Origin of the sequence: Nocardioides exalbidus, assembly GCF_900105585.1 — a bacterium.
Lineage (GTDB): Bacteria > Actinomycetota > Actinomycetes > Propionibacteriales > Nocardioidaceae > Nocardioides > Nocardioides exalbidus.
Genome location: NZ_FNRT01000002.1, coordinates 2,688,302 through 2,712,768 on the forward strand (window position 1 = coordinate 2,688,302; position 24,467 = coordinate 2,712,768).

General features: G+C 72.4%; 25 protein-coding genes. 16 read left to right on the forward strand and 9 right to left on the reverse strand.

Going from position 1 to position 24,467, the window contains the following annotated elements; genetic code table 11:
- From BLV76_RS13210 to BLV76_RS22585, 8 genes are all read left to right on the forward strand, one after another.
- Positions 1-1,467, forward strand: coding sequence for a hypothetical protein (locus tag BLV76_RS13210; RefSeq protein WP_090969542.1), 1,467 nt, complete (start codon positions 1-3; stop codon positions 1,465-1,467).
- Positions 1,468-1,492: 25 nt separating this feature from the next.
- The gene (locus BLV76_RS13215; RefSeq protein ID WP_175539672.1) at positions 1,493-2,695 is read left to right on the forward strand and encodes a CaiB/BaiF CoA transferase family protein; all 1,203 of its coding nucleotides are present in this window, start codon (positions 1,493-1,495) and stop codon (positions 2,693-2,695) included.
- A 14-nt stretch (positions 2,696-2,709) separates the two neighbouring features.
- Positions 2,710-3,084, forward strand: a complete 375-nt coding sequence (locus BLV76_RS13220) for a Zn-ribbon domain-containing OB-fold protein (RefSeq protein WP_090969544.1) — start codon at positions 2,710-2,712, stop codon at positions 3,082-3,084.
- A 1-nt stretch (position 3,085) separates the two neighbouring features.
- Positions 3,086-4,231 carry a thiolase family protein gene (locus BLV76_RS13225; protein ID WP_090969545.1) on the forward strand — a complete coding sequence of 382 codons (1,146 nt, stop codon included), beginning with the start codon at positions 3,086-3,088 and terminating at the stop codon, positions 4,229-4,231.
- The gene (locus tag BLV76_RS13230; RefSeq protein ID WP_090969546.1) at positions 4,228-5,622 is read left to right on the forward strand and encodes an acetyl-CoA carboxylase biotin carboxylase subunit; all 1,395 of its coding nucleotides are present in this window, start codon (positions 4,228-4,230) and stop codon (positions 5,620-5,622) included. The genes BLV76_RS13225 and BLV76_RS13230 overlap by 4 nt, the downstream gene beginning before the upstream one ends.
- Positions 5,619-6,776 (forward strand): acyl-CoA dehydrogenase family protein, encoded by a 1,158-nt coding sequence (locus tag BLV76_RS13235; protein ID WP_090969547.1) that lies wholly within the window; start codon positions 5,619-5,621, stop codon positions 6,774-6,776. The genes BLV76_RS13230 and BLV76_RS13235 overlap by 4 nt, the downstream gene beginning before the upstream one ends.
- Complete coding sequence (locus tag BLV76_RS13240) at positions 6,773-7,585, forward strand: SDR family NAD(P)-dependent oxidoreductase (protein WP_090969548.1); 813 nt, start codon at positions 6,773-6,775, stop codon at positions 7,583-7,585. The genes BLV76_RS13235 and BLV76_RS13240 overlap by 4 nt, the downstream gene beginning before the upstream one ends.
- 89 nt (positions 7,586-7,674) lie before the next feature.
- Positions 7,675-8,277 (forward strand): TetR/AcrR family transcriptional regulator, encoded by a 603-nt coding sequence (locus tag BLV76_RS22585; RefSeq protein WP_175539673.1) that lies wholly within the window; start codon positions 7,675-7,677, stop codon positions 8,275-8,277.
- A gap of 20 nt (positions 8,278-8,297) precedes the next feature.
- On the opposite strand, the gene BLV76_RS13250 is transcribed toward BLV76_RS22585, so the two are convergent.
- The 3 genes from BLV76_RS13250 to BLV76_RS13260 are packed head-to-tail and all read right to left on the reverse strand — an operon-like array spanning position 8,298 to position 12,383.
- Positions 8,298-8,873 carry a VOC family protein gene (locus BLV76_RS13250; protein WP_090969549.1) on the reverse strand — a complete coding sequence of 192 codons (576 nt, stop codon included), beginning with the start codon at positions 8,871-8,873 and terminating at the stop codon, positions 8,298-8,300.
- Complete coding sequence (locus tag BLV76_RS13255; protein WP_245734669.1) at positions 8,870-10,102, reverse strand: dihydrolipoamide acetyltransferase family protein; 1,233 nt, start codon at positions 10,100-10,102, stop codon at positions 8,870-8,872. Before BLV76_RS13255 ends, BLV76_RS13250 begins: the two co-directional genes overlap by 4 nt.
- 19 nt (positions 10,103-10,121) lie before the next feature.
- Entirely contained in the window at positions 10,122-12,383 is a 2,262-nt protein-coding gene (locus BLV76_RS13260; protein WP_090969551.1) for an alpha-ketoacid dehydrogenase subunit alpha/beta, read from the reverse strand.
- 105 nt (positions 12,384-12,488) lie between these two features.
- On the opposite strand from BLV76_RS13260, the gene BLV76_RS13265 reads away from it, so the two are divergent.
- Complete coding sequence (locus tag BLV76_RS13265; protein ID WP_090969552.1) at positions 12,489-13,178, forward strand: GntR family transcriptional regulator; 690 nt, start codon at positions 12,489-12,491, stop codon at positions 13,176-13,178.
- A 15-nt stretch (positions 13,179-13,193) separates the two neighbouring features.
- Complete coding sequence (locus BLV76_RS13270; RefSeq protein ID WP_090969553.1) at positions 13,194-14,036, forward strand: hypothetical protein; 843 nt, start codon at positions 13,194-13,196, stop codon at positions 14,034-14,036.
- On the opposite strand, the gene BLV76_RS13275 is transcribed toward BLV76_RS13270, so the two are convergent.
- The 6 genes from BLV76_RS13275 to BLV76_RS13300 all read right to left on the reverse strand — a co-directional run bounded on the left by BLV76_RS13275 (position 14,014) and on the right by BLV76_RS13300 (position 19,790).
- Positions 14,014-15,705 (reverse strand): copper resistance protein CopC, encoded by a 1,692-nt coding sequence (locus BLV76_RS13275; protein ID WP_090969554.1) that lies wholly within the window; start codon positions 15,703-15,705, stop codon positions 14,014-14,016. The genes BLV76_RS13270 and BLV76_RS13275 overlap by 23 nt on opposite strands.
- Positions 15,706-15,712: 7 nt before the next feature.
- The gene (locus BLV76_RS13280; RefSeq protein ID WP_090969555.1) at positions 15,713-16,474 is read right to left on the reverse strand and encodes a YcnI family copper-binding membrane protein; all 762 of its coding nucleotides are present in this window, start codon (positions 16,472-16,474) and stop codon (positions 15,713-15,715) included.
- A 78-nt stretch (positions 16,475-16,552) separates the two neighbouring features.
- Positions 16,553-17,104: a hypothetical protein gene (locus tag BLV76_RS13285; protein WP_139306572.1), complete on the reverse strand. Its 552-nt coding sequence runs from the start codon at positions 17,102-17,104 to the stop codon at positions 16,553-16,555.
- Positions 17,105-17,155: 51 nt separating this feature from the next.
- Positions 17,156-17,599 carry a DUF1707 SHOCT-like domain-containing protein gene (locus BLV76_RS13290; protein WP_090969557.1) on the reverse strand — a complete coding sequence of 148 codons (444 nt, stop codon included), beginning with the start codon at positions 17,597-17,599 and terminating at the stop codon, positions 17,156-17,158.
- Complete coding sequence (locus BLV76_RS13295; protein ID WP_090969558.1) at positions 17,596-18,366, reverse strand: PadR family transcriptional regulator; 771 nt, start codon at positions 18,364-18,366, stop codon at positions 17,596-17,598. Before BLV76_RS13295 ends, BLV76_RS13290 begins: the two co-directional genes overlap by 4 nt.
- 209 nt (positions 18,367-18,575) lie before the next feature.
- Complete coding sequence (locus BLV76_RS13300) at positions 18,576-19,790, reverse strand: LCP family protein (protein WP_090969559.1); 1,215 nt, start codon at positions 19,788-19,790, stop codon at positions 18,576-18,578.
- A gap of 25 nt (positions 19,791-19,815) precedes the next feature.
- On the opposite strand from BLV76_RS13300, the gene BLV76_RS13305 reads away from it, so the two are divergent.
- From BLV76_RS13305 to BLV76_RS13325, 6 genes are all read left to right on the forward strand, one after another.
- Entirely contained in the window at positions 19,816-20,313 is a 498-nt protein-coding gene (locus BLV76_RS13305; RefSeq protein ID WP_090972699.1) for an acyl-CoA thioesterase, read from the forward strand.
- A gap of 7 nt (positions 20,314-20,320) precedes the next feature.
- Positions 20,321-20,923, forward strand: a complete 603-nt coding sequence (locus BLV76_RS13310; protein ID WP_090969560.1) for a GNAT family N-acetyltransferase — start codon at positions 20,321-20,323, stop codon at positions 20,921-20,923.
- 103 nt (positions 20,924-21,026) lie between these two features.
- Positions 21,027-21,860, forward strand: a complete 834-nt coding sequence (locus BLV76_RS23125; RefSeq protein ID WP_245734670.1) for a hypothetical protein — start codon at positions 21,027-21,029, stop codon at positions 21,858-21,860.
- Positions 21,857-22,585, forward strand: coding sequence for an LCP family protein (locus tag BLV76_RS23130; RefSeq protein WP_245734922.1), 729 nt, complete (start codon positions 21,857-21,859; stop codon positions 22,583-22,585). The genes BLV76_RS23125 and BLV76_RS23130 overlap by 4 nt, the downstream gene beginning before the upstream one ends.
- Positions 22,586-22,616: 31 nt before the next feature.
- Positions 22,617-23,546: a glycosyltransferase family 2 protein gene (locus BLV76_RS13320; protein ID WP_245734671.1), complete on the forward strand. Its 930-nt coding sequence runs from the start codon at positions 22,617-22,619 to the stop codon at positions 23,544-23,546.
- The gene (locus BLV76_RS13325; RefSeq protein ID WP_090969561.1) at positions 23,543-24,454 is read left to right on the forward strand and encodes a glycosyltransferase family 2 protein; all 912 of its coding nucleotides are present in this window, start codon (positions 23,543-23,545) and stop codon (positions 24,452-24,454) included. Before BLV76_RS13320 ends, BLV76_RS13325 begins: the two co-directional genes overlap by 4 nt.
- Positions 24,455-24,467: the final 13 nt, after the last annotated feature.

The following is a 24,467-nucleotide window of genomic DNA, read 5'->3' on the forward strand; positions in this document are numbered from 1 at the left end:
GTGCCCGCTGACGCGAGCGAGCAGCTCACCCTCAAGGTCGCGGACGAGACGTTCCGCGACGGTCCGCAGTCGCTGTGGGCCAACCGGCTCCGGACCCGGCACATGCTCCCCGCGGCGCCGCACGCCGCCAACGCGGGGTTCACCCGCAGCAACCTGCTCAGCGGCGTCGGCTTCGAGGTCGCGGTGTCGTTCCTCGAGGAGGACCCGCTCCAGCGCTTCCGGCTGCTGCGCCAGCTGATGGGGGAGACCCCGAGCACCATCCTGGTGCGCAGCCGTCACCTGTTCGGCTGGAAGCGCTACTCCGACGACGCCGTGACGTTCTTCTTCGAGCACCTCGCGAGCATGGGTCTCGACGAGTTCGAGATGTTCGATGCGCTCAACGACACCCGCAACGTCGAGCACCACATCCGCGAGGGCGCCCGGCTCGGCCTGCACAGCTCGGCCTGCCTGATCTACTCGGAGTCGCCGATCCACACCGACGACTACTTCGCCACGAAGGCCAAGGAGTTCGCGTCCTACGGTGCCTCCGCGCTGCTGCTCTACGACGCCTGTGGCGTGCTGCGCCCTGAGCGCGTCGGGCCCCTGCTGACCGCGATCCGTGCGGCCGCGCCTGACCTCCCGATCGAGATGAACGTCCACGACCAGACCGGCCTCGCCCTCGAGTGCTACCGCGAGGCTCTGCGCCACGGCGTCACCGCCCTGTCCAGCGCCGCTCGCTCCGTCGCGGGCAGCAACTCGGTCCCCTCCACGACCGACCTGATCGCCGTCGCCAGGGAGGAGGGCGTGCGCGTCGACCTCGACGAGGACGAGGTCGCGTGGATGGACTCCTACTTCCGCTACGTCGCCTACGACTACGGCAAGGAGCTCGCGCCGCACGTCGCCTACGACGAGGACAACTATCGCGACTACGTCGGGCACCAGATCCCCGGCGGGATGATGTCGCACTACGTCGGTCAGCTGGAGTCGCTCGGACTCATCGACCGGCTCCCGGAGGTGCTCGAGGAGGCAGCCCGGGTGCGGGTCGACCTCGGCTGCCCCGGCATGGTCACGCCGTTCAGCCAGCTCGTCGGCGTCCAGGCGATGCTCAACGTGCTCGACGGCAAGCGGTTCCACACCGTGCCCGCCGACCTGCGCACCTACGCCGCCGGCCACTACGGCGAGCCGCCCGGTCCGATCAACCCCGACGTGCTCGACCGGATCCTCGGCGACGAGCCGGTGGTCGACCCGATGGCGGCCTACGCCGAGCCGATGCTGCCGGGCATCCGCGCGACCCTGCCGGCCGACGCGACCGACGACGACCTCTTCTTCGCCCTCTTCTGCCAGCCGGCGCAGGTCGCAAGCGTGCGGCAGCACCCCGCCGACGAGCTGCCCGTGCGCGAGCTCAGCCCGCTCGGTGCCCTGGTCGGCCACCTCGCCGGCCGCGACGACATCTCCCGGCTCGACGTCCGCATCGACGTCAGTCGCTGAAACCATCCACGAACTAGGAGTCCCCGTGTCCCGACTGCCCCTCGAAGGCGTCCGCGTGGTCGCGCTCGAGCAGTACATCTCCGGCCCCTACTGCACCATGTGGCTGGCCGACGCCGGCGCCGAGGTGGTCAAGGTCGAGCGCCCCGACGGCGGTGACCCCCGCCGCGTGTTCATGCCGCAGCTCACCGGCGAGGACGGCGCATCGGTCTCGGGCGGCTTCTTCTCGTTCAACCGGAACAAGCGGAGCGTCACCCTCGACCTGGCGAGCGAGGAGGGCCGCGAGGCCTACAAGGCGCTGGTCGCGACGGCCGACGTGGTCGTCGAGAACCTGCGTCCCGGCGCCACCGACAAGCTCGGCATCGGCTACGCCGACCTCAGCGCGGACAACCCCGGCCTCATCTACGCCGCCGTGTCCGGCTACGGCCGCAGCGAGGGCCCGTACGCCGGTCGCCCCGCGTTCGACGCCGCGATCCTCGGCATGGCCGGCATCACCCACATGACTGGTCGGAGCGGCGACCTGCCGCCCGAGCTGCCGATGTACGGCCTGGCCGACATGACCACCGCGATCCTCACCGGCTACCAGATCCTCATGTCGCTCTACGACCGCACCCGCACGGGCACGGGCCGCCTGATCGACGTGTCGATGTACGACACGATGGTCGCGCTCAACGAGCGCCCGCTGATGCAGCACGCCTTCACCGGTGACGTCATCACGCGCGGCCCCGACCGCTTCCAGGCGCCGATGGGCGCCTACGAGTGCGCGGACGGCTTCATCTCCCTGGTCGTGCCCAACGACCTGATGTGGCGTCGGGTGGCGACGATCATCGGCCGTCCCGAGCTGGGCACCGACCCGGCCACGGCGACCGGCGCGGCCCGCGCCGCGAACCCCGACGGCTACCTCCCGGCGATGCTCGCCTGGATGAAGGAGCGCTCCCGCGCCGACGTCGTCGCCGCGTTCGAGAAGGGCGGCGTGCCGGCCGGCATCGTGCAGGACTCCGCCGACATCTCCGGCTGCCCGCACCTCGAGGCGCGCGGCATGTTCGTCCGCGTGCAGGATCCCGACGTCGGCGAGATCAAGATGCCGCACGCCCCCTTCACCATGAGCGACATGGGCCCCGTCCCCGCGGGCACCGTGCCCCGGCTCGGTGCCGACAACGACGCCGTCCTCGGCGCCCTCGGCCTCGACACCCAGCAGCTCGCCCGCGCGACCGGCGCCGTCCCCGCCTGAGTCTGGAGAGAACCATGACCGACACCCTCGACCTCGCCGTGGTCCCGCTCACCGGCACCCACTGCGCCACCTGCGACCGCGGCTTCTACCCCGCCCGCGAGCTGTGCCCGACGTGCTGGGCGACCGACCTGCCCGCCCAGGACCTCGCACCGACCGGCACGATCGCCACCTGGACCGTCGTCCGGATGGGCAAGCTCTTCGAGGTGCCCTACGCCCTCTGCTACGCCGACTTCGCCGGAGACGTGCGCGTCCTGGGCCGCGTCGTGAACTGGTCCGAGGACCAGCCCCTCGCCCCCGGCATGACGGTGACCACCCACGCCGACGCCGAGACCGGTGACCACTTCTTCACCGTGGACCACGCGTCCGCGCCGACCGAGCAGGAGGCCTGACATGGCTGTCACCACCCCCCGCATCGTGGGCGCGGCCACGACGCCGTTCGGGAAGTTCCGTGACCGCACCCTGGAGTCGCTCGCTGTCGAGGCGGGCATCGCCGCCGTCCGCGACGCAGGTCTCCAGCGCACCGACATCGAGGCGCTCTTCTCGGGCAACGCCTACGCCGGCTCGCTCGTCGGCCAGCGCATCGGCAAGGAGATGGGCCTCGACGGCCTGCCCTGCTACAACTTCGAGAACGCCTGCGCCAGCGGTGCCAGCGCCCTCGCGCAGGCTTACCGCTCCGTCAGGAACGGCGAGTTCACGACCGTCCTCGTGATCGGCGTCGAGCAGCTCAGCGCGCTCGGCGGCGGGCTGCTGCCGATCGGCCCGGGGGACCCCGAGATCAAGGCCGGCCTCACCATGCCGGCCGCCTACGCGATGCGCACCGAGTCGTGGCTCTCCCGCTTCGGGGGCAAGCCGGAGGACATCGCGCAGGTCTCGGTGAAGAGCCGTGACGCCGCCTCGCGCAACCCGAACGCGCAGTACCGCACGCCCGTCACCATCGACGAGGTGATGGAGTCGCGCCTGGTCGCCGACCCGATCACCCTGCTCCAGATGTGCCCCAACGCCGACGGCGCCGCCGCGGTCGTCGTGACCAGCGACCCGGCTGCCGTCGGCGACGCGCGCTCGGTCGAGGTGCTCTCCTCGGCCGTGCTCAGCGGGCAGTTCTTCCAGGGCTGGCGCGACATGGCCTGGCCCGACATCACCCTCCGCGCGGTCGAGCAGGCCTACGGCCAGGCCGGCATCACCGCGAAGGACGTCGACGTGGCCGAGGTCCACGACGCCGCAGCGATCGGCGAGGTCATGTACTACGAGGCGCTCGGACTCTGCGAGCGGGGCGAGGGCGCGGCCTTCGTGCTCTCCGGCCGGTCGGCGCTCGCCGGGAAGACTGCCGTCAACACGGGCGGCGGCCTGCTCTCGCGCGGCCACCCGCTCGGCGCGACCGGCGTGGTCCAGGTCGTCGAGCTCGTCGCCCAGCTGCGCGGCGAGACCGGTGCCAACCAGGTCGACGGCGCCCGGGTCGGCGTCGCCCACTGCACCGGCGGCGGCATCTGGGGCGTCGACAACGGCGCCGCAGCCGTCCACGTGCTGGCCCGCCGATGAGCGCCGCACCCGCCCCGGTCGGCCGGGCCGGCGAGCGCTACCGCGTCCTGGTCGCCAACCGCGGCGAGATCGCCGTCCGCATCGTCCGCGCCTGCCAGGAGCTCGGCTTCGAGACGGTCGTGGTGCACAGCAACGTCGACCGCGACGGCCTCGCCGTCCGCCTCGCCGACCGGGCAGTGTGCATCGGCCCGGCCGACGTCACCAGGAGCTACCGCTCCATCGAGACCATCGTGACCGTCGCCGAGGCGGCCGGCTGCGACGCGATCCACCCCGGCTACGGCTTCCTCGCCGAGAACGCCGCCTTCGCGCGGGCGATCGCCGAGGCCGGGCTCACCTTCGTCGGCCCCAGCGCCGAGGCGATCGACACCATGGGCGACAAGATCGCGGCCCGCGAGGCCGCCGAGAAGCTCGAGGTGCCGGTGGTGCCCGGCGCGACGCTGACCGACGCGACTCCCGAGCAGGCGCTCGCGGCCGCGGCGGCCGTCGGTTTCCCCGTTCTGCTCAAGGCAGCGGCCGGAGGCGGCGGCAAGGGCATCCGCCCGGTGCTGCGCCGGGAGGACTTCGTCGACCAGTACCTCGAGGCCAGCGCCGAGGCGCTCGCGGTCTTCGGCTCCGGCGAGATGTACGTCGAGCGCTACGTCCAGGCCGCGCGCCACGTCGAGGTGCAGGTCTTCGGCGACGGAGCCGGGGGAGTGGTGGTGCTCGGCGAGCGCGACTGCTCGGTCCAGCGACGCCACCAGAAGCTCGTCGAGGAGTCGCCGTCGCCGGTGCTCTCGCCCGAGACCCGGACGGCGCTCACCGAGGCAGCGCGCGCCCTGACGTCCGGCATCAACTACTCCGGGGCCGGCACGGTCGAGTTCCTCTACGACATGGACTCGCGGGAGTTCTTCTTCATCGAGATGAACACCCGCATCCAGGTCGAGCACCCGGTCACCGAGGTCGTGCACGGCGTCGACCTGGTCGCCGCCCAGCTGTGGTTCGCCGCGACCGGCGAGGTCCCGATCACCGAGCCCGCCTCGCAGCTGCCCGCCGCGCACGCCATCGAGTGCCGCATCAACGCCGAGGACCCGCGCACGTTCATGCCGCGCCCCGGCACCATCACGGAGCTCGACCTGCCCGGCGGCATCGGCGTACGCATCGACACGCACTGCACGGCCGGCTACACGATCTCGCCCTACTACGACTCGATGATCGCCAAGGTCATCGCGTGGGGCCCGACCCGCGACGTCGCGATCGCCCGGATGAGCCGCGCACTCCAGGAGCTGCGGATCGACGGACCCACCACGACCGCGCCCCTGCACCTCGGCGTCCTGGCCCACCCCGACTTCGCCGGCTCCCGGCACACCACGACCTGGCTCGAGACCACCGACCTCGTAGGAGAACCCCGATGACCGTCCCCACCCCCACCGCCGCGCAGCTCGACCTGCAGGCCCGCGCGCGGGAGCTCTCCGAGGTGTTCAAGGAGCGTGCGACCGAGGTCGACCGCACCGAGGACTACCCGATGCAGAACGCCAAGGAGCTCGCCGCCGCGGGCTTCATGGGCATGACCATCCCGCAGGAGTACGGCGGCCCCGGCCTGTCGCTGTACGACGTGGTGCTGGTGATCGAGGAGATCGCGAAGGGCTGCGGCGTCTCGGGTCGCATCGTCGTCGACGGCAACCTCGGCGCGCTGAGCATCATCATGAGGGCGGGCTCGGAGGAGCTGAAGAAGCACGTCGCCGACCTCGTGCTGGGCGGCGACAAGCCGGTCATCCAGATCACCGAGCCGGCCGGCGGCACCGACGTCAACGCGATGACGACCACCGCCGAGGTCCGCGGCGACACCGTCGTGCTCAACGGCACCAAGACCTGGATCACCGGCGCCAAGGACTCCGTCGTCAACGTGGTCGTCGCCAAGCTGGTCGAGGACGGCGAGGACAAGGGTCTGTGCGCGGTCTACTGCGAGCGCGACGACGAGGGCTTCGACCTCGGCAAGCGCAACTACATGATGGGCCTGCGCGGCATCCCCGAGATGGACGTCCACTTCAACGACCTGGTCGTCCCGCGCTCGAACGTCCTCATGTTCGGCCTGAAGGACATCATGGGTCGCTACAACAACCAGCGCGTCGGCGCGGCCACGGTCGCGCTCGGCCTCGCCCAGGCGGCGTACGAGGACGCGCTGCACTACACGACGCAGCGCCAGCAGTTCGGGCACCCGATCTCCGACTTCCAGGGCCTGCGCTGGAAGCTCGTCGACATGCGCCTGGCGCTCGACGCCTCGCGCCTGCTGATCCACCGGGCCGCCGCCTCGGCGTCGCTGTCGGAGTCGGGCCTTCCCGACCCCGAGCTCGCCGCGCTCGCCAAGCTGCACGCCGCCGAGAACGCCATCACGGTCAGCTCCACCGCGCTGCAGCTGCACGGTGCGCTGGGCTACTCGCGCAACATCCGCGTCGAGCGGCTCTACCGCGACGCGCGCATGTTCACCCTCGGCGGCGGCACCACCGAGGCGCTGCGCAACCTGATCGGCTCGCAGATCCTCAAGCCCTTCACGTCGGGCGTCTCGTGAAGCCCGGCCAGGGCTCCTGGCCGGCCGACCTCCTCGCCGGTCAGGTTGCCGTCGTCACCGGCGGCGCCTCCGGCCTCGGCCGGTCGACCGCCCTGCGGCTGGCCGAGGCCGGAGTCTCCGCCGTGGTCGTCGCCGACCTCCGCGAGGACCCGCGCGAGGGCGGGGACCCGACGACGAAGGCCCTCGCCGACCTCGGCGTCCCGTCGGTCTTCGTCCGGTGCGACGTCACCTCGCCCGCCTCGATCGAGGAGGCTGTCGCTGCGGCCGACGCGTTCGGTGGCGTCACGATCATGGTCCCGGCCGCGGGCATCCTGCGGATGGAGGACGTGCTCGAGGTCGGCGAGGCCGACTACGACGCGATGATGGACGTCAACGTCAAGGGCACCTTCTTCTCGTGCCAGGCGGCAGCGCGCTCGATGGTCGCCGGCGGCCGCGAGGGCGCGATCGTCACGATCTCGTCGGTCGGCGGCGTGCTCGGGTCGGCGTCGATGCCGACCTACAACATCTCCAAGGGCGCCGTCCGGATGCTCACCTACTCGCTCGCCGCCTCGCTCGGTCCGCGCGGGATCCGCGTGAACGCCGTGCACCCCGGCGTCATCGAGACCGCGATGACCCAGCAGGACACGCACCTCGCCGACGAGCCCGGCACGTCGGTGCCGCTCGGCCGGCTGGGCGTGCCGAACGACGTCGCGGACGCCATCGTCTACCTGGCCAGCCCGTTGTCGGCGTACACCACGGGCACGTCGCTGTTCGTCGACGGCGGCTCGCACTCCTCCAAGGCCGGACGCGACTTCACGCCCCAGGGCTGAGCGGTCCGCACGTCCGAGCCAACCAGCCACTCCCTGTCGAAAGAGGCAACATCTTGTCGAGTGAACGGCGTACCGCCTACAGTGCGCGTGTGACGACTGGCACGGGGTCCCTCAGGGAGGCGCAGAAGGCGCTGACGCGTTCGCGCATCATCGACGCGGCGCGGGTGGTGTTCGAGCAGCAGGGTTACGCCGGTGCGTCCATCGGCCTCATCACCACCGAGGCCGCGATCAACCGCGCCACGTTCTACCTCCACTTCCCCGACAAGGCCGCGGTCTTCCGCGAGGTCGTCGCGCTCGATCGGATGCACACCGACGAGTACTGGCGCGAGCTCAACACCGCGCTGATGGCCGGCACCCGCGAGGCGATGGCGCGCTGGATCCTCCGGCTGACCCACTGGGCCCGCGACAACGCCAACCTGATGCCGTCCAAGCACGAGGCGATGGCCAGCGACCCGGAGTTCGCCAAGGAGTTCCAGCCGCGCTACGACCGGCTCTCCGAGGAGATCGCCCAGTTCCTCGTCACCGTCCCGGCCGACGACCGCGCCGACATGAAGGTCCGCGTGCAGATGCTCGTGGTCATGCTCGACCAGATGTTCTTCCACGCGCTGGTCCAGGGCGTCTGGACCGGCGGCGAGGACCAGCTCCTCCGTGTCGCGACCGACATCTGCTGCAAGGCCCTCGACATCCCCTGAGCACTCCGGAGGGGCGCGGCTCAGTCCCCGAGCGCCCGCTCGGCCTCGGCCCACGCGGCGCTGGCCCGCTCCTCGTCGAGGAAGAACTGCTTGCCCGCGGGGTAGGACACCAGCTCGAACTGCATGCCCCACGGGCTGAGGAAGTAGACGAACCGCTGGCCGGCGCTCGGACCGCCGCTCGTCGTGGGCTCGCCGAGGACCCGGACGCCGTGGGCCCGCAGGTGCGAGACCGCGGCATCGATGTCGTCGACGTACAACGCGAGATGGTGACCGCCGACGTCGCTGTTGGCCGGCAACACCCGGCGCTGGTCGGGCGAGGAGTAGACGAACACCTCGAAGATCGCCTGCCCGCCGAGACGGAAGAAGTGGAGCATGCAGGTCGCGCGGGGATGCACGTCGAGGTGGTCCGACATCCACGTCCCCTCCTCGTCGCGGAACGGGCCGTTGGCGTAGAGGTACTCGCAGCCGAGCACCTCCTCGAGGAAGTGCCGGGCCTGCGCGAGGTCGGGGACCGTGAAGCCGACGTGGTCGAGGCGCTGGAGTCCGGGCAGCCCCGGTCGCGCCGAGGCTTCGCGACGGCTCTCGCTGGTGCTCATGCCAGCATCCCCAGCGGCTGCTCGACCAGGCGCAGGAACGCCTGCATCCAGCGGCCCGCGACCACGCCGTCGACGGGTCGGTGGTCGACCGAGAGCACGAACCGCATCACCGTCGCGACCTCGAGCGCGCCGTCGACGACGACCGCCTCCTGGCGCGCGGCGCCGACCGCGAGGATCGAGGAGTGCGGAGGATTGATGATCGCGCTGAACTCCTCCACCCCGAACATGCCCAGGTTGGACACCGCGACGGTCCCGCCCTCGAGCTCGTGCTGGCGCAGGCCGCCGCCGGCGGCCCGGGTCGCGAGGTCCTTCGTGGCCGCGGAGAGGTCGAGCAGCGACCGGCCGGTCACGTCGGTGACGACGGGCGTCACCAGGCCGCGCGCGGTGGCGACGGCGATCCCGACGTCGACGCGCGAGTGCTGGACGACGGCGTCCTCGGTCCACGTCACGTTGAGCTCGGGCACGAGCTCGTGGGCCCGGCCGACGGCGCGCACGACGAGGTCGTTGACCGAGACCCTGGTGCCGGTGGCGTCGGCGACCTCGGCGCGGAGCGCGAGCAACCGGTCGACACGCGCAGTGCCGGAGACGTAGAAGTGCGGCGCCTCCTGCGTGCTCTGCACGAGCCTGCTGGCCACCGCCCGCCGCAGCCGGGTGTGCGGGACCTCCGTCGTCCCGGCGGTCGGTGCCGGCGCCGCTGCGGCTGGCGTCGGGGGAGTGGGTACGACGACGGGCGCGGCGGGCGCGGCGGGCGCGTCGCCCGGCGTCGCGTGCCTCGCCGCGATCGCGAGCTCCACGTCGCGGCGTACGACGCGACCGCCCGGCCCGGTGCCCACCAGGTCGTCCGTCGTCAGGCCGGCGTCGCGCGCCAGCCGCCGGGCCAGCGGGCTGGCGAACACGCGCCGGGCGTCAGCCGGCGTGGGGGCGGGAACGAGGACGGGGACGGCTCCGCTCGGGGCGGGGGAGAACCCGAGCGCGGCGAGCGCGGCCTCCACGTCGTCGACGGTCTCGCCGGGTGCAGCCACGAGGGCGATCGGGTCGCCGACCTGCACCTTGGCGCCGGGGGCGACGAGCGTCCGGACGAGCACGCCGTCGGACTCGGCCTCGAGGTCGACCACGGCCTTGTCGGTCTCGATCACCGCGTAGCCCTCGCCCGAGGCGAAGGACTCCTTCTCGGCGACCGGCCACTCGGCGAGCACCACCTCGGTGGCGCCGGCGGCGACGGCAGGCATCCGGATGAGCGTGGGCACGTCAGGCCACCCCGCCCTCGAGCGAGGAGGTCGCCTCGGAGGAGGACGGCGAGATCCGCGGATCCATCGCCCGCAGCGCCGCGACGACGTCGGCCTCCTGCGCGAGCGCAGCCGCCTCGAGCACCTTGCTGATGCTGGGCGAGGCCATCGCGCCGGTGACCCGCTGCACGGGCTGGTCGAGCCAGTCGAAGAGCCGGCGCTGGACCTCGTCGGCCAGCCAGGCACCGTACGACGTCGCCCGCGCGCCCTGCTCGACGACCACGACGTTGGTGGTGCGGCGCACGCTCTCCGAGATCGTGTCCCAGTCGAGGGAGTGCCGGTCGAGCCAGCGCAGGTCGACCACCTCGACGTCGAGGCCGGTCTCGGCGTGGAGCACCTCCGCCGCGCGGAGGGTCGTGTCGACCATCGACAGGTAGGTGAGGACGGTGAGGTGCTCACCGCTGCGGCGCACGCGCGCCCGACCGACCTCGAGCAGGTAGTCGCGGTCCTCGACCGGGGCGAGCCCCTTCGACGCGTAGAGGTCGACGTGCTCGAGCACGACGACGGGGTCGTCGCAGGTGAGCGCGGCGTTCATCATGCCGACGTAGTCGAACGGGGTCGTCGGAGCGCAGATCCGCAGGCCGGGTGACATCGCCAGCACGCCGGCTGGGTCCATCGAGTGCTGGGAGCCGTAGCCGGTGCCGGCCGCGACCTTGCTGCGGATCACCAGGGGGACGGCGTCGTCGCCGCCGAACATGTGCCGCGCCTTGCCGATCTGGTTGAAGACCTGGTCGGCGGCCACCCACATGAAGTCGGCGAACATGAGCTCCACGACCGGGCGGTAGCGCCCGTCGAGCGCGATGCCCCCGGCGAGGCCGGTGAAGGCGTTCTCCGAGATCGGCGTGCCGAGGACCCGGTCGGGGAAGCGAGCGGCCAGGCCGCGGGTGGCGCCGTTGGTGCCGCCGTTGAGCCGGTGGATGTCCTCGCCCATCACGACGACGCGCACGTCGCTCTCGAGCCGGCGCCCCATCACCTCGGCGACCACGTCGATGAAGCCGCTCTCGGCGAGCTCGCCGGGCCACGACTCCTCCTCGACGGACTCGACGGCGGCCAGCTCGGACAGGTCGCCGACGAGGCCGACGTCGACGAAGCCGGGGTCCGGCCAGGCCGACGCGCGGATCCGTCGCTCGCCGGGCCTGCCGCCGGGCGCGGGCTCGACGATCTCGGCGGTGACGTCGGCCATGACGGCACGGACGTGCTCGTCGTACGCCGTCAGCTCGGCGTCGGTGTGCAGGCCGAGGTCGACGAGGCGACGCCTCACCATCGCGATCGGGTCCCGCTCGCGCCAGGCCTTCTCCTCGGACTTCTCGCGGTAGCCGAAGGCACTGCCGGGGAACGGGCCGTTCTGGTGGAAGTAGCGGTAGACGTCGGCCTCGATGATCGCGGGGCCCCGGCCCGAGCGCAGGTGGTCGAGCGCCTCCTGCGTCGCGAGGTGGACCGCGAGCGGGTCCATCCCGTCGACGCGCCAGCTCGGGATGCCGAAGCCCGGTCCGCGGGCCGAGAGCCGCACCTCGGCAGTGGACTCCGCGACGGTCGTGGCGACGGCGTACTGGTTGTTCTCGACGAAGAACAGGACGGGCAGGCGCCACGCGGCCGCGAGGTTGAGGCTCTCCAGGACGGAGCCGATGTTCATCGCGCCGTCGCCGAAGTAGGCGACCGAGACGTCGTCGGTGCCTGCCTGGCGGTGGGACCAGGCGAAGCCGACCGCCTGGGGGACGCCGCCGCCGACGATGGCGTTGGTGCCCATCGCCCCCGCCTCCTGCCACTTGAGGTGCATCGAGCCGCCCCGGCCGTTGCAGTAGCCGGCGGCGAGGCCGCAGATCTCGGACAGCGTGCGGTGCAGCACCTCGCGGACCTCGGGCTCGACCTTGTCGCGCGGGTCGAGACCGTTGCCCGCACCGCCGTCGCCGAGGGGCCTGACGTGCGCGAGTGCCTTGGCGAGGAACTGGTGGTGGCCGCGATGGGATCCGTTCACCGTGTCGCCGGACCGCAGGGTCACGATCGAGCCGACCGCCCCGCCCTCCTGCCCGATGCTGGAGTGCGCGGGGCCGTGGACGAGTCCGTTGCCGGCGAGGTCGAGCACGGACTCCTCGAAGGCGCGGACGAGGACGAGCTGGGCGTGCATCGTCCGCAGGAGCGTGGGCTCGGCCTCCGCCCAGTCGGCGTCGGTCGCGGAGAGCGCGGTCCACGGGACATCCGTGGTGAGCGGAGAGCGGTGCGGCATCGCTAGATCGAATCCAATCCATCGCCTACGGCCCTCGCATCTGCGGTGGCCACGCGATGACGATCACATATTGGATCCAAAAAGGGAAGAGTCATACTGTGGCGCGTGAGTCAGCCCGTCACCCCGGACCCGTCGCAGGACGGCCGCTTCGCCAGCGGCAAGGTCGTCGAGCACCTGCGGGGCCTGATCCTGTCCGGCGCCCTCGCCCCCGGCGCCCGGATCCGGCAGGAGGAGGTCGCCGCGGAGCTCGGCTCGAGCCGGCTGCCCGTGCGCGAGGCGCTGCAGATCCTGCGCCACCAGGGACTGGTGCGCCTCAAGCCCAACTCCGGCGCGAGCGTGATGCCGTTCGACCCGGCCGAGTGCGACCTGATCTACCGGGTGCGCGAGCAGGTGGAGCCGATCGTCCTGGCGGAGTCGGTCCCGCACCTGACGGATCAGCAGGTCGCCGAGCTCGGCGACCTCCAGCAGCAGATCGCCGGGACCCGGGACGTGGAGGAGTTCCTCGACCTCGACCGCCGCTTCCACCTGCTCACCTACGCCGGCTGCCCGATGGAGTCGATGCTCGAGATGGTCGAGCGGTTCTGGGACACCACCCAGCACTACCGACGGCTCTACACCCGCCTGCTCGGCGACGAGGGCGAGGCCGACGACGCCGGCTGGTGGATCGCCGATGCCGAGCACCGGCTGATGCTGGCGGCGATCCGCGAGGGCGACGGGGCACAGGCCGGGCACCTCCTCGCCGGGCACGTCCAGCGCAGCAGGATCCGCCTGGCGGACAGCTCGCTGGAGCGGTAGGGGAGGATCGTCGGCGTGAAGGCCCTCCTCCCGCTCGCGCTCGCCGCGCTGCTCGCCACGGGGTGCAGCGCCGGCGACGGGTCCGACGAGGACGGGCAGGTCGAGGCCGGACACACCCACGCTCCCGGGCAGGGCCACACCTCGCTCCCGGTGGGCGACGGCACGCGCGTCAGCGAGGTCGGCTACTCCCTCGACGGGCTCCAGGTCCGCGAGCGCGCCGACGGCATCGGCGAGCTGCGCTTCCGCATCGACGACTACGACGGCGACCCGGTCACCGACTACGTCGAGGAGCTCACCAAGGACCTCCACCTCTACGTCGTCAACGACGACCTCACCGTCTTCCGGCACCTCCACCCGACCCTCGACGACGAGGGCACCTGGTCGGCGCCGTTCGACGTGCCCGACGCCGGCGGCTACCGCGCCGTGACCGAGTTCACCGCGGTGGACGAGGGTGGCAACGGCGACCACGTCATCCTCGGCCGACCGCTCGCCCTGCCGCCCGGTGACCCGGGTGACACGGTCGCCGACGACGCGGTGGTCGGCGTGACCGTCTCGGAGTCGCCGACCACGGGTCCCGACGGCGAGCTCCGGCTCGTCGTGCGGGATGCGGACGGCCGGCCGGTCAACCTCGGCACGTACCTCGGCGCCTACAGCCACGTCACCGGCTTCAACACCGAGACCGGCGCGATGGTGCACCTGCACCCGCTCGACGCGCCCGAGATCACCGAGGCCGGCTCCGAGCTGACGTTCCACTCCGAGATCGAGCAGGCCGGCGAGTACCGCCTGTTCGTGCAGGTGCGCGTCGACGGCTTCCTGCACACGGTGCCCGTCGAGCTCACGGTCGCACGCTCAGCCTGACCGTCGTCACGGGGTTCTCGAAGCGGCTCAGCGGGATGCTGACCTGCACCTCCCACTCGCCGGCGCGCGGGATCACGACCCTGCCGCGGTACGTGCCGGCGGCGATCGGCACCACCGCGACGGCGCCGATGTCGAGGCCCTCGGTGCGCAGCTCCACCACCGGGTTCGACGGCGGGTCGTAGGGCTCGCCGCTGGCGTCCTGCACCTGCACGAGCACGGTGTTGGAGCCCGTACGCCGGGGGTCGAGGACCGCGAGCACGCGCAGGTCGCCGGCGGTCGCGGCGCCGACGCCGGTGGTGCCGGACGCCGCGGTGACGGGCGCCGGACGGGGGGACTGGTTGACGAGGAAGCCGGTCACGCCGAGCAGCACGACCAGCAGCGCGGCCTCGACGCGGACGGCGCGCGTGACCAGCCCGGCCGCACGCCCGCGGTCGGCGAAGCCCGTCGCCGCGCGGACCGCGGGCAGCGTCCGCCACCGGTTCCACGCGCCGATCCCGGCCACCAGCAGGGCGATCCCGATCTTGACCAGCAGGAGGCGGCCGTAGGTCGTCTCGACGAACCCGGCCCACGAGCCGAGGATCCGCCAGCTCAGGAAGGCGCCGGCGCCCGCGACGACCAGCAGGGAGACCGCCGCGAACGTCGAGAAGCGGGCCAGGGCCTGGGCGGCGAGCAGCTCCCGGCCGGCGAGCGCGCCGAGCGTGAGCACGAGCCCGACCAGGCCGCCGAGCCAGACGGCACCGGCGGTGACGTGGAGGACGTCGTAGAAGACGAGGACCGGCGACGGGGCGAAGGCGCGGGTGTGGCCGACCATCGACGGGCCGGCGAGCGCCAGCAGCGAGCCCGCTCCGAGCACGCGCGCGGCCGTGGGTCCGGGTGGCGCGTCCGACATCGTGCGCACCACGACACCCAGCCCGACGACCACCAGGGCGGCGCTGAGCAGCTCGTTGGTGACGAGGGAGACGTCGAACGACGAGACCACGTCGGTGAGCTCGAGGCCCTGGCCGTAGACCGCCGCGACCGGCACCTGCAGGACCGCGCCGACCGCGCCCGCCCCGGCGGCGTACGACGTCAGGCGGCGCAGCCGCGAGCGCACCTCGCCACCTCCCCACGTCCGGGGCAGCACGAAGGCGACGAAGAGCGCCAGGCCGGCGGCGAGCAGCAGCCCGACGACGGTCACCACGGTGACCACGTCGCGCAGCACGGTCACGACCGCCGACGAGGTCGACGGCTCCGGCGGCGCCGCGACCGACGCGCTGGGCGAGCCGATCGAGAAGGTCAGCGCACCCGCGACGGGGTGGCCGTCGTCGGAGAGCACGTTCCATGACACGACGTAGGTGCCGTCGGCGAGGTCGGCCGCCCCGGGCAGCGTCACGGTGACGACGTCGCCGTTGGCGCCCGCCGAGGAGTCGACCGGGTCGCCCTCGGCGTCGTAGACGGCCACCTCCTGCGAGGTCAGCCGGACCGGCTCGTTGAAGGTCAGGCTCACCGACCCGGGCGCGGTCGCGACGACCGCTCCCTCCGCGGGGTCGGTGCCGACCAGCTCGGCGTGCGCCGAGGCCGGCGCGCTGCCGAGGAGCACGCAGGCACACGCGACCAGCGCGGCGAGGACCGGACCCACCCCTGTGCGGAGGATCCGGCGCCACCGCGCCGGTCGCGCGTACGTCGTCACGCCCGGGTCACGCGGTCCTGCGCGTGCGGGCGAGGGCGACGCCGCCGAGGACGGCGCCGACGAGGCCGAGCCCGAGGCCGGCCCAGCCCAGCGCGGAGGAGCCCTCGTCGGAGTCGGAGCCGTCCGCGTCGGCTCCGGTCCCGGTCGAGGTGCTGGTCTGCTCCGCCGACTCCTCCGCCGACTCGTCCGCCGACTCAGCGGTCTCGTCGCCGTGGTGGTCGCCCTCGGCGCTCGCCGCGGTGATCTCGAACGCCGGCGCCGGGCTCTCGAGCGCGTCGGCGTCCTGTCCCTCGGCCGGGACCTCGACCCAGCGGGTCTCGCCCTTCTCGCACGTCTGGATGGTCGGGAACGACAGCGTCTCGCCCTCGGCGTCGGGAACCTGGAGCGACAGCTCGAACCAGTCGCGCTGCCCGTCGGGCAGCGGCGTGGTCGCGGTGTAGGCGATCGAGGCGACCCGCTCGGTGACCTCGTTGCCGTGGGAGTCGGTGATGGGGTCGGCGAGCTGCTCCATCTTCTTCTCGACGTCGTAGAACGGGTTCCGGCTCGGGGTCACGGCGAGCACGGACTCGGGGACCTGGATCTCGATGCCGGTGGTCGGCGAGCCCTCGCAGCCGTGGCCGACGCTGAAGGTGACGACCGTGTAGGCGCCGGCGGCGCTGCTCGACGGGGTGGCGGTGACGTGGGCGCTCGCCGGGGCGACGAGCGAGAGGGCGATGGCCGACGTGGCGGCGGTGAGCACGCCGAGGCGCGCGAGGGTGCGGGTGGACACGGGTTTCTCCTGGTGGTCCTGGGGTGGGGTCCTGAGGGGTGAGGTCGGGGCGTGCGTGTCCCGCCCGGGCCTCGCGGCTCAGGCGGGAGCGACGACCCGCGGCGGCCCCCGCCTCGGCGGGACCAGGAGGTGGACCTGCAGGGGGTGCGTGCGCGCCTCGGTGGCGGCCGGCAGCGGACGCCCCGCGACGGGGAGGGTGGCGTGCCGGCGCAGCACGACGGCGTACGACGCCGCCCGCCGGCCGAGCCACCACAGGAGCCCGGTGGCCAGGGTGACGGAGCCGTGGGCGAGGACCATCTGCCAGGTCCAGCCCTGTTCGGGCATGCCGGGCATCGCCGCCATCGCCGCGTGGTCGTGGTGCGCGACGAGCCCGAAGCCTTCGTGCAGTCCGAGCTGGGCGAGCGCGACGGCCGGGAGGAGCGCCCACACGGGCACGTCGCGCGTGAAGAGGAGGAGGCCACCTGCCAGGACGACGACGGTGACCAGTGCCAGGCCCGGGCCGGTCGGGACCGTGCCGCCGGCCCAGGTGTGGGCGGACGCGGCGCCGCTCACGACCACCGCGGTCGCGGCGAGGGCGCGGGCCAGGGCATGCGGCGCACGCGCCTGCACCACCTCGGCCTCGAACGTCACGCGCACATGGTCCCAGACGGGGTCCATGTGCGCGCGAGGCGTCCGGTCGGGCTACCAGCCGCGCGAGCCCCTCGGGCGCCGGTAGTCGGCCGGGCCGTGGCCCATCGGGCCGCCGTGTCCCGTCCGGGCCGGTGCGCACGCCGTCCGGCGACGACCCATGAAGAACATCAGCGGGAACACCAGCACCCAGAACGGCGCGTCGGTCAGCACGCTGAGCACGATCAGGACCGCCAGGACGGGCATCAGCGGGAACCGGGAGCCGCGCCCGCGGCCCCGCTGCACCGCACGGGCCGGCGGCTGCGGCGCCTGCGGGCGCGGCATGTCGCTGAAGAGCACCGCCAGGTCGGCGCGGGTGCGCGCCGTCCAGATCGCGTCGAGCCGCTCGTCGTACTCCTCGTGGTCGAGGCGTCCGTCGGCGTAGTGGCCGGCGAGGTCGGCCATCGCGCGCTCGCGGTCGGCGTCGGAGATGCGCAGGCGCGGGTCGGGCTGGCTCATCGCTCGACCTCGGTGTCTCCGTCACGGCCGTCGGCGAGGATGCCGTAGAGGCGGCGGCGGGTCTCGACGAGGACGTCGAGCGCGGCCCGCTTCTGGGGCTCCGACCCCTGGGTGGCGAGCTGCCACACCGCGCTGCCGACCTGGGCGATCTCGCTCTTGATGTCGGCGTGGCCGGACGGCTGGTCGGCCGGGGCCTCCGCGCGGGCGAAGGGCGCCCACACCGAGGCCAGCTCGTCGGTGTTGTCCTCGGCCCAGGCGACACCGGTGTCGGTGAGCCGGATGGTGCGGCGGCCGCGCTCGTCGTCGGACTCGACCAGGCCCTCGTCTTGCAGCTGCTGGATGGTCGGGTAGACCGAGCCGGGGGAGGGGCGCCACTCGCCGTTGCTCAGCTCCGCGATCTCCTGGATCACCTGGTAGCCGTTGATCGGCTCGTCGGCACGGCGCGCGCGGTGCAGCACGTCGATGATCGCGGTGCGGACGTCGCCGCGGCGGACCTTGGGCCCGCGCGGCTGCGGACGCTGCGGGGCGAAGGCGTTGCCGAAGATCTCGCCGAGCCACGGCGGCGGGCCGCTCTGGCGTCCGCGCCTGCTGTGCCCGCCTGCGCCACCACCCGGGCCGCCCCAGCCGTGGCTCCAGCTGCCGCTCCAGCCGCCGGTCCAGTCGTTGCCGCCGCGGGCCGGGCCGCGACGGTCGTACCGGTCGCGGGTCTCGTCGTTGTCGCTGTCGTTGCTCTCGGGCCAGTCGGACCCGGGCCACTGCTGTCCCATGTCGTGCTCCTTCGTACGTGTGGTGATCCGAGAAGTTCGTGATGTATCGCAGATCTATCGGTGACCTATCGCGATATATCGTGAGCGTACGTCGGCGGAACCTGTCGTTCAAGAGCGGGTCCTGAAATTGTCCGAGCGGTGAGTGAGCCACGTTCCAGGCGCGCGGAATGTGGCTCACTCACCGCTCAGGCGATGGACCAGGCGAGTCGTCAGCCGATGACGCGACCCGTCGGCGTGCACGCCGACTTCGGCACCTTCGCGTCGTCGATGATCGCGTTGAAGAGCGCGGGCGCCCGGTCGGGGTCGGCGATGATCCGGTTCGGGTCGCTCGGGGCGTTGAGGTTCGGCATCGTGCAGGTCTGGCTCTTGCCGGTCATCGCGAGGGCGAAGCGGCCGAGGTCGAGCGGGTTCATCCCCTCGTCGACGACGATCGCGCCGGTGGCGGCGTCGTTGATCTGCCAGTAGCGCAGCGGGTTCACGAAGGTCCACGGCGACAGCGCCTCGTCGCCGATCGCGCTGATCACCTCGCGCTGGCGGGCCACGCGGTCGAGGTCGCTGAGCGCGGTGACGTGCCGGGAGCGGGAGTACGCCAGCGCGGTGATGCCGTCGACCTCCTGGCAGCCCTTCTTGATGTCGAGGCGCGCCATCGGGTCCACCATGTCCTGCTTCGGGCAGATCTCCACGCCCCCGAAGGCGTCGACGGTGTTGATCACGCTGCCGAACCCGAGCTCGACGTAGTGGTCGATGTGGATGCCGGTCAGCGCCTCGACGCGCTGCACCAGCAGGGGCGCGCCGCCGCTCGCGAAGGCCGCGTTGATCATCTGCGTGCCGCCGCCGGGTACGTCGACCAGCGTGTCGCGCGGGATCGACATCATCGTCCGGCCGCTCGAGCCCGTGTGCAGCACGATGATCGTGTCGGTGTTGGTGCCGCCGCGCTCGGGGGTGTCGAGCTCCTTGCGCTGCTCGTCGGTGAGGTCGTCGGCCTTGTCCGAGCCGACGATCAGGTAGTTCGTGCCCGGCTGGTCGCCCGGCCGCTGGCCGGTGGGCTCGGTGTCGACCTTGTCGATCTTCGTCCAGTGGTAGAGCGGCACGCCGAGGAGGTAGACGAGGACCAGCAGCAGCACGAGCGGGACGAGGCGCATCCGCGGACGCCACCGCCGCTTCTTCGGCCGCGCGCCGGCCGGGGTCGGGGCGGGAGTCGGCGTACGACCGCTGCCGGAGGGCGGCTGCGCACCGGACGCGCGCGCCTCACGTCGGGCCACTGGCATCACCCGGGTCTCGTCGGGGCGGGCCTGGCTGCGCCCTCCTGCCGGCATCTGCTGCGTGGCGTCGCCGGAGGGGCCGGAGGACTGGGTCCCGTAGAGCCAGTCGTACTCGGGCGTGCCCTTCTCGGGCATCCCGGAGCCCTGTGGTCGATCAGCCATGGGAAGTGACGCTACCGTGCGGATCATGAGCGAGGCCCGCACCACGTCCTACAGCCGGGTGAGCCTCGGGATCCTGGCCTCGGGCACCGAGGCGAACCTCCTCGGCAACGTCCACGGCGGCGACATCATGAAGCTCGCCGACTCGACCGCGGGCGCGGTGGCCTACCGGCACAGCGGCGGTCCGGCCGTCACCGCGGCGATGGACGAGATGACCTTCCTGGAGCCCGTGCACGTCGGCGACATCATCAAGACCTACGCCCAGGTCAACTGGGCCGGCACCTCGTCGATGGAGATCGGGGTGCGGGTCGAGGCGCAGCCCTGGGGCGACGCGGCCGACGCGCCGCTGCACGTCGCGAGCGCCTACTTCGTCTTCGTGGCGATCGACGACGAGGGCCACCCGCGACCCGTGCCGCCGCTGGAGACCGAGACCCCCGACGACGTACGACGTCAGCGCGAGGCTGAGATCCGCCGCGCGCACCGGCTGGCGAGGAAGGCCGAGATCGACCGCGGGCGCGAGGAGTGAGCACGCGGTGAGGGACTGGCGCCACGTCCGCACCGAGCGGCTGTGGCTCGACGAGCCGGTCGACGGCGACGCCGGGGCCCTCTTCGAGATCCACAGCGACCCCGCCTCGTGGGTGCACCTGCCGTCCGGCAGGCTGACCGACCCGGCGGTGGGGGAGTCGATGGTCGGCGCGAGCCGGCACCGGTTCGACCGCGACGGGCTGGCGTACTGGTCGGTGCGTGACGAGGACGGCGGTCCGGTCGTGGGCCGCGGCGGCTGCCTCGGCCCGGACGCCCCGCCGGACGGGCGCGGCTGGTGGAACCTCTACTACCGCTTCGACCAGGGCGTCGTGGGCCGCGGCTACGCCACCGAGATGGGGGCCGCCGCGGTCGACGCGGCCCACGACGTGGCCCCCGACCGCCCGGTGATGGCCTACCTCCTCGAGCACAACGTCGGGTCCCGCCGGACCGCGGAGAAGCTCGGCCTGCGCCTGGCCTGGCGCGGACCGGACGACGGCAACCCCGACCCCGGTGCCGTACGCCTCGTCTTCCTCGACCGCGAGCCCGACGACCTCCTCGTCGTCGCGATGGCGGCCGCCGCGATGCCCGGGTCGGGGCTGGTCCGGGCCTGACGCGGGCCCGATCCGCGCGCGACGGCGCGTCGCGACCCGGTGGGACGGGTGTGACTGGTGATACTGGGCGGGCTGACTTCCCCCAGCACAGAAGAGGTACCCGATGTCGCCCGTCCCGCCCTCCGGGTCGCAGCAGCGATTCACCACGCTCGACCGTGCGCAGCGCGTCCGGTTCCGCCGCGCGGTGACGCTGATGCTGATGACGCTCGTCCTCCCCGGCTCGGCCCAGCTCGTGGTGGGCAAGCGGCGCGTGGGCATGATCGCGATGCGCACCTTCTTCGCGCTGGTCGCGCTCGCGCTGGGCACCGCGCTGGCGTCGTACTTCTGGCACGGGATCGCCTTCTGGGCGGGCACCAACACCTGGATCCTGCAGGTCGTGCGGCTCGGGCTGATGGCCCTCGCGGTCGGGTGGGCGTGGCTGTTCGTCGACGCCTGGCGCCTCGGCCAGCCCCTCACGCTGCAGCGCCAGCACCGCCTGGCCATCGTCGGCGTCAACGGCTTCCTCTGCTTCAGCGTCGCCGGCGCGCTGCTCTTCGGCGCCCACATGGTCGGCGTGCAGCGCCAGTTCATGATCACCATGTTCGGCAACGGCGACGCGGTCGGCGCGAGCCACGGCCGCTACAACGTGCTGCTGATGGGCGGCGACTCCGGCGCCGGGCGCTGGGGGCTGCGCCCCGACTCGATGACGGTCGCGAGCATCGACGCCGAGACCGGCAAGACGGTGCTCATCTCGCTGCCGCGCAACATGCAGAACTTCCCCTTCCCGAAGGGCTCGGAGATGGCCGGGCAGTTCCCCGACGGGTTCGACGAGGAGGGATGTACCTCAACGGCCTCGCGACCTGGGCGCTCGACCACCCCGACGTGTTCCCCGACTCCGACAACCCCGGCGTCGACGCGACCATCCAGGGCGTCGAGGGCATCACCGGCCTCGACGTGAACTACTGGGCGATGGTCAACCTCCAGGGCTTCAAGGACCTCGTCGACGCCGTCGGCGGCGTCGAGCTCAACGTCCGCCAGAAGATCCCGGTCGGCCTGCCGAGCGACTCCTACTTCCACTACATCGAGCCGGGCACGCGCACGCTCGACGGCGTCGACACCCTCTGGTTCGCCCGCGCCCGCTACGACTCCGACGACTACTCGCGCATGGCGCGGCAGAAGTGCGTGATGGGCGCGATGCTCGACCAGGTCAGCCCGCAGACCGCGCTCACGAACTTCCAGAAGATCGCCAAGGCGAGCTCGGCGATGGTCTCCACCGACATCCCGCGGAGCGAGGTCGACCGCTTCGTGCAGCTCGCCCTCAAGGCCAAGGGCCAGAAGATCGCGACGCTGTCGCTGGTGCCGCCGATGATCAACACGGCGAACCCCGACATCGCGCTCGTCCAGCAGAAGGTGCAGGCCGCGATCGACCGGGCCGAGGGCCAGAAGCCGACGACCGACACCGCCGCCGCGGCGACCGACACCTCGAGCGAGGCGCCCGCCGCGACGGACGGGTCGAGCAGCCCGCCCAGCACCACGTCCGACAGCACGTCCGACACCACGTCCGACAGCACCCCCGGCACCGCGCCCACCACCAACCCGCCGTCCGTCACCGGCGGCTCGGTCGGGTCGCTCAAGGAGGGCTACGCCGCCAACGAGTCGGAGGACCTCGGCGCGGTTTGCTGAGGGCCCGGACGCGGCCCCTAGGGTGGACGCCGTGACCACCGGACCGCTGCCCCGCATCATCGCGGTCGTGGTCACCTTCAACCGGCTCGGCCTCCTCGAGAAGCTGGTCGACCGGCTGGGCGAGATCGAGGGCCTGGCCGCCGTGCTGGTCATCGACAACGCCTCGTCCGACGGCACCGAGGAGTGGCTCGCCGCCCGCGGCCACGCGGGTGAGGTGCCGCTGCTCTCGCGGTCCCTGTCGACCAACCGCGGTGGCGCCGGCGGCTTCCACGACGGTCTGGCCTGGGCGATCGACCAGGAGGCCGACCTGGTCTGGCTGATGGACGACGACGGCCTGCCCGACGTCGACTGCCTGGACCAGCTGCTGCTGGAGACCGACCACCTCGACTTCTGGGGTCCGCTCGTCGTCGACGAGGCCGACCCGGGTCGGCTGGTGTTCCCGATCCGGCTGCCCGGCGGCACCCGCGTGGTGCACGCCGTCGACGACGTACGCCGTGCCGCGCGCCGCGACCGGATCGACGGGATCGTCATCCCCTTCAACGGCGTGCTGGTCACCAAGGAGCTCGTCGACCGGATCGGGCTGCCCCGCGAGGAGTTCTTCATCTGGGGCGACGACCACGAGTACCGCCTGCGCGCGGAGGAGTCCGGCGCCCGCGTCGCCACTGTCGTCACCGCCACCGTCCGGCACCCGAGCGTCGGCAACCTCGGCACGCCGATGATGTTCGGCCGCACGACCTACAACGACTCCCCGAGCGACCTCAAGCACTACTGCATGGCCCGCAACAACCTGGTCAACCTCCGCGACTACCGCGGTCCGCTGCACGCGATGGCCTTCGTGGTGAAGACCGCCTGGTTCTACACCTTCACCCGCCCGAGCCTGTCGCGCCTGCGGCTGTCGGCCAGCGCCATGCGCGCCGGTCTCGCCGGCGACTTCGACGGCCACCGGAGGTTCCTGTCGTGACGGGGCACGAGACCGTCGCGGTGGTCGTGGTCACGTTCAACCGCGCCGACCTGCTCGTCGGGATGCTCGACGGGCTCGCCGCCCAGACCCGGCGGCCCGACGCGGTCATCGTGATCGACAACCTCAGCACCGACCACACCCGCGAGGTCCTCGACGCGCGCACCGACCTGCCGCTCCACGTGACCACGACGGAGACCAACCTCGGCGGCGCCGGCGGCTTCCACCGCGGCGTGCGGGCGGCCTGGGACGGCGGCTACGACCGCGTGTGGCTGATGGACGACGACGTGGTGCCCGACCCCGGCTGCCTCGAGGCGCTGATGGCGGTCGACGAGGACTGCCTGATCGCGGTCCGCGAGGACCTCTCCGGCGCCCTGGTCGAGAAGGCCGCGGTCGACTTCGACCTCCGCAACCCGCTCGCGATCAAGCCGAAGCGCGCCTCGGTCGACTCGACGTACGCCGACCGCGCGTCGATGCCGGAGCGCGTCGAGGTCCACAACGTCGCCTTCGAGGGCTTCATGTGCCGTCGTCGCGTGATCGAGGAGATCGGCTTCCCCGACCCCTCCTTCTTCATCTTCTACGACGACGCCGACTACGCCATCCGGGCCCGCGAGGCCGGCCACCGCATCTGGGCGGTCCGCGACGCCGTCCTCGTGCGCCAGCTCGACTTCAACCAGCAGCACGACCTCGCCGGCTGGAAGGGCTACTACATGTACCGCAACCTCTTCGTGGTGCACCTGCGCCACGGGGAGAACGCGCTGGTCAGGCTCAAGCCCTGGCTCATCACCCTCGCCGTCGTGCTGCTCAGCCCCGTGCGCGGCGGACGTGCCGAGGCGCGCAACGTGATCCGGGCCATGGCCTCGGCACGGGGCATGCGCCGCCTGACCGATCCGGCACTGCCTCCTCGCTAGACTCGAGCAGCCT